Raw genomic sequence first — 4,321 nt, 5'->3', positions numbered from 1 at the left:
ATATCGCGGCAATCCTGTAACGACGGACACCGTTAATCACGCTGATTGGCTCCCCGCAGTGGCGAGCGCCGCGTGTCCGCAACGAGGCTGGCGATGCGGTACTCCAGGTCGCCCAACGAGAATGGCTTCACAAGATAGGCGTTCGCTCCACGGGCCATCGCGGCGAAACGGTCCGTCATCTGATCGAAGGCTGACAAAACGAGAACAGGGGTTATTCCGTTTCTCTCCCTGATGTGGCTGAGAACGGACAGGCCATGCCCGTCGGGCAACCGAAGATCAAGGACCACGCAGTCGTACGATTGTTCGTTCACCGCGGCAATCGCTTCGACGACGCTCTGACGCCAATCCACATGCCCGCCACTCGCCGACAGTTGACCGACGATCGCGTCCCCGATGAGTGCGTTGTCCTCTACGAGCAGTATCTCCAACTCTTGCCTCTGAGATGCACGCCGAGACGATCGGCAAACCATGTGCAGTATTTCATAGGCATGCTGACGCTGACCTGAAGGTAGCGATGGAAGGGCGAGCGCTTGAAACTCAAGCGCTCTTCGAAGAGCCATCCCATTCGAAGTGGCGAACGCCACGCGCGACGTTCCGCCGCCGTTTGCGGATTTGGGAAGATCACAATCTTTACTTCGCGCCAATCAGCGTCAACGCCTGGCGCATGTCGGCGTCGCCGACCGGCGTGCCGCCTTTTTCCTGGCAGTCCTTCCTGGCTTCGTCCCGAAGCCGCATGGCCTTCTGAACATCGGCTTTCTTTGCCGCGGTGGTCTTTACGGCAGCATCGAATTCTCGGATGTCGTTGTTGCAGTCGGTCTTCGCCATACCAGGCGAAACGATGACCAGAACGAGGACGGCGGCGGCCGCGGATATCATTTTCGCTGTCATGTCGACTCCTTTGGGTTCCAACACGCACCGCCTGCGGCGATGCGGCTGGAAGTATGAGCTTTCGACCGTTCGCCGATCTGTCCGCGGCTATACAAATAGGTAAGGTGCCTGTTCGGCGTACAGCGAGTGTCGCGTTAGCCCGCAGCATTTCCTCGGGGCGTCGAAGGAAGCTCTACCGTGACCTTCAGACCCGGATTGTTGTCGCCCACGGTGATGCGGCCGGCGTGCAGCTCGGTCACCGCCTTGACCAGGCTCAGCCCGAGACCGGCGCCCGAAGTCGTYCTGCTCTTATCAAGGCGGTAGAGGCGCCGGAAAACCTTTTCATGCTCGGCGGCAGGAATTCCGGGTCCGTTGTCCTCCACCGTCAGAACAACGTTTCCGTGGCGTTCGTCCAATGCCAGGGCGATGGTGGTAGCCGCCGGACAGTGCCTGATCGAATTTTCCACGAGGTTGACAACGAGTTGGACGAGAAGTTCCCGGTCGCCGGTTACAGTTGCATCCGTGCTTGCACGCRCWGTCAGGAACTGGTTYCGGTCTTCTGCGACGCCTGCATAGACCTCCTCGACAAACGAWAGCACCSCCGYGAAGTCCACGGGCGCGAAACGCTGCTTTCTCTCCCCCGCCTCGATTTGCGAGATTCTCAACAGGGCCTCGAACGTCGCGTTTATCTGATCGCTTTCGTCCTTCACCTCCCCCAGCAGGTCACTGATATCGGCACCGTTTTCGTAGCCTTGTATTGCCTCCTCKAGTGTCAGCCTCAAGCGGTTCAGGGGCGTCTTCAGYTCGTGCGCCATGTCGGCGCTGACCTGCCGCATTCCTTCAACGAGGCCGGACAGTCTTTCCAGYGCGCCGTTGATCTGYAYGGACACCCGATCGATGTCGTCGCCCGTTCCCTGAAGWGGGATACGCGCGTCGAGCCGCCCATGGGAGACGTCGCGCATGGTGTTCGCCACAAAATCGAGACGTCGCTGTGCGCGGCCAGCGAGAAGGAAGCCGCCGCCGATCGCCGTCATGATGACCATGACCGCTGCCCACCCGAGGCTGACGAATACGATTCTCAGAAGGTTGTCGCTGTCTTCGAAGCTCTTGCCTATAAGCAGCAGATATTCACCAAGCCTGGTGACCTGTATCCTGTAGCGTACATCTCCTGGGATGCCGAGTTGCGTCGAGGTAACGGTGGACACTCCCTCCGGAAAGCGGGGCGCGGTGAAGTTGCCGGCCACCCTTTGGCCTTGTGCATCGATGAGCGAATACACGCCTTGCCTCGTCGACTGCAGCGCGGCGTAGCTGTTCAGCGCCGTCACCAGGTCTTCCATGTCGTTCGGCGCGTAGGTCGACACGATGACCGAGTTCATTCCRTGCAGCGAGACGTCGATCTGACGCGCAAGGCCCACCCGCAGCATGTGATACATGACTGCGCCGCTGATCACGAAGGTCACGATGAACAGGATGCCGAAGGCGAGCGCCAGGCGGAACGCCGTCCGATGACGGAGGCTAGCGAGGCGCATGCAGCGAATAGCCCGTATTGCGAATCGTGTGCAGCAGCTGGACCGCGAACGGCTTGTCTATCTTGGCGCGCAGCCGACTGACGTGCGTTTCGACGACGCTCGTCTTCGGATCGAAATGAAAGTCCCACACATGTTCGAGAAGCATCGTCCTGGTGACGACCCTCCCCTCACCTCGCATCAGCACCTCAAGCAACGTGAACTCCCTCGGCTGCAGCTCGATGACCTGCCCGGCCCGGCGGGCTTCTCTGCGGATCAGGTCAAGTTCCAGATCGGCCACCTTAAGCACCGTCTTTTGCTCCTGCACCGGCGGCCGGCGGGCCAGCGCATTTACCCTCGCCAGCAATTCGGAGAAGGCGAAGGGTTTGACCAGATAGTCGTCGCCGCCGGCTTCCAGCCCCTCGACGCGATCGTCGACGCCGCCGACCGCCGTGAGGAAGAGCACAGGCGTCCTGACGTGCGCTGCCCTCGCCGCGCGGACGACGGACAGGCCGTCCAGGCCGGGAAGCATGCGATCTACGACCATGACGTCATACGCATCGGACTGGGACTGGAAAAGACCGTCGCGCCCGTCCGCGAAAACGTCGCAGCTATGCCCCGCCTGGGCAAACCCTTTCGAGACGAAGTCGGCCGTTCTTCGATCGTCTTCGATAAGCAGAATCCGCATTACGCCYCCGATCMGGATGTCTTCGTTTCCCTTTAGCCGCTGAATTTGTCCGCGGCTTCTCCGCGAGCATACAGATTTGTAAGAAATGGCACGGCTCGATCCCCTGTCGGGAACTTACGAAACAGTAAGGTTGCGGCAAGGCTGTTGTATGTCCGCACCTCTAGTGTGCGCGGCGCTGGCAGTCGGCCAGACAAATTGAACGAAGAGGATTTCACCATGAAAGCAATCGTTGCCGTCGCTGTTTTGAATGCCGCGCTCGCTGTTGCCGCAATTTCAGGCCCTGCGGCCGCGGCGGCAGTTCCCTGCGAGGACATGCTCCAACAGATGCGAGACGCGAAGAAAGCGACGCAAATCGCCGACGCGGACATGAAGAAAGTGAACGACCTCGAAACCARGGCCGTCGAACGCTGCAACGCCGACGACGACGCTCGCTCGGACAAATTCCTCGCCGAAGCCATGAAGATCATGGGAAAGTAGCCGGATATTCGCCATGACCGAACCTTCCACAGAAAACCTAAATCGCGTTCCCGAAGTCACCGCCGACTTCTGGATCATCAAACTCATGGCCGTCACCATGGGCGAGACGGCGGCAGACTATCTGGCCGTCAATCTGGGCCTGGGACTGACCGCGACGTCGCTGATCATGACGACTGTACTTTGCATCGCGATCGTCGCCCAGCTCGGACAGAAGCGCTATGTACCGTGGGCCTACTGGAGCGCGGTCGTGCTCATCAGCGTTGTCGGCACGCTCGTCACCGACAATCTAACGGACAATCTTGGCGTTCCGCTTGAAGTGTCGACCGTCATCTTCGTGATCGCCCTCTCAGCCACCTTCGCGGCCTGGTACGCCCTTGAGGGAACGCTTTCGATCCACACCATCTTCACGAACCGGCGAGAAACCTTCTATTGGCTGGCGATCCTGTTTACGTTCGCTCTGGGAACGGCGGCCGGCGATCTTGTGTCCGAGAGGTTCGACATCGGATACCTGGCGACTGCCGGTCTGTTCCTTGGTGTGATCGCACTCGTTGCGGGCGCCTACTACTTCCTGTCCCTGAACAGCATTCTCGCCTTCTGGTTGGCCTATATCTTCACACGGCCACTCGGAGCATCGCTCGGCGACCTGCTTGCCCAGCCGTCGGAGTATGGCGGCTTGGGTTTCGGGACGATCTATACAAGCTTCGCGTTTCTTGGCGTCATCGTTCTGACTGTAATCTATATGACAATAGAGGCTGGTCATCGACGTGAAGAAACGTCCAGCCAG

At 59.7% G+C, this 4,321-nt stretch carries 6 protein-coding genes; 2 read left to right on the top strand and 4 right to left on the bottom strand.

Annotated elements, in window-relative coordinates; genetic code table 11:
• Window positions 1-32: 32 nt before the first annotated feature.
• The 4 genes from AB4048_RS28565 to AB4048_RS28550 all read right to left on the bottom strand — a co-directional run bounded on the left by AB4048_RS28565 (window position 33) and on the right by AB4048_RS28550 (window position 3,060).
• On the bottom strand, window positions 33-428 hold the full coding sequence (locus tag AB4048_RS28565; protein ID WP_442205314.1) for a response regulator transcription factor: 396 nt from the start codon (window positions 426-428) through the stop codon (window positions 33-35).
• A 202-nt stretch (window positions 429-630) separates the two neighbouring features.
• Window positions 631-888 carry a hypothetical protein gene (locus tag AB4048_RS28560; RefSeq protein ID WP_442205313.1) on the bottom strand — a complete coding sequence of 86 codons (258 nt, stop codon included), beginning with the start codon at window positions 886-888 and terminating at the stop codon, window positions 631-633.
• 134 nt (window positions 889-1,022) lie between these two features.
• Window positions 1,023-2,396: an ATP-binding protein gene (locus AB4048_RS28555; protein ID WP_442205312.1), complete on the bottom strand. Its 1,374-nt coding sequence runs from the start codon at window positions 2,394-2,396 to the stop codon at window positions 1,023-1,025.
• The gene (locus AB4048_RS28550) at window positions 2,383-3,060 is read right to left on the bottom strand and encodes a winged helix-turn-helix domain-containing protein (RefSeq protein ID WP_442205311.1); all 678 of its coding nucleotides are present in this window, start codon (window positions 3,058-3,060) and stop codon (window positions 2,383-2,385) included. The genes AB4048_RS28555 and AB4048_RS28550 overlap by 14 nt, the downstream gene beginning before the upstream one ends.
• A gap of 216 nt (window positions 3,061-3,276) precedes the next feature.
• Between AB4048_RS28550 and AB4048_RS28545 the strand changes: the two genes are divergently transcribed.
• Both AB4048_RS28545 and AB4048_RS28540 read left to right on the top strand, forming a co-directional pair.
• Window positions 3,277-3,537, top strand: coding sequence for a hypothetical protein (locus AB4048_RS28545; RefSeq protein WP_442205310.1), 261 nt, complete (start codon window positions 3,277-3,279; stop codon window positions 3,535-3,537).
• Between the two features lie 13 nt (window positions 3,538-3,550).
• On the top strand, window positions 3,551-4,321 hold a 771-nt coding region (locus AB4048_RS28540; protein WP_442205309.1), incomplete at its 3' end, for a COG4705 family protein.

The sequence above is a fragment of the Rhizobium sp. RAF56 genome, assembly GCF_052113965.1.
In the GTDB taxonomy this organism is placed as follows: Bacteria; Pseudomonadota; Alphaproteobacteria; order Rhizobiales; family Rhizobiaceae; genus Rhizobium.
This window is presented reverse-complemented; position numbering and strand designations above follow the sequence as displayed.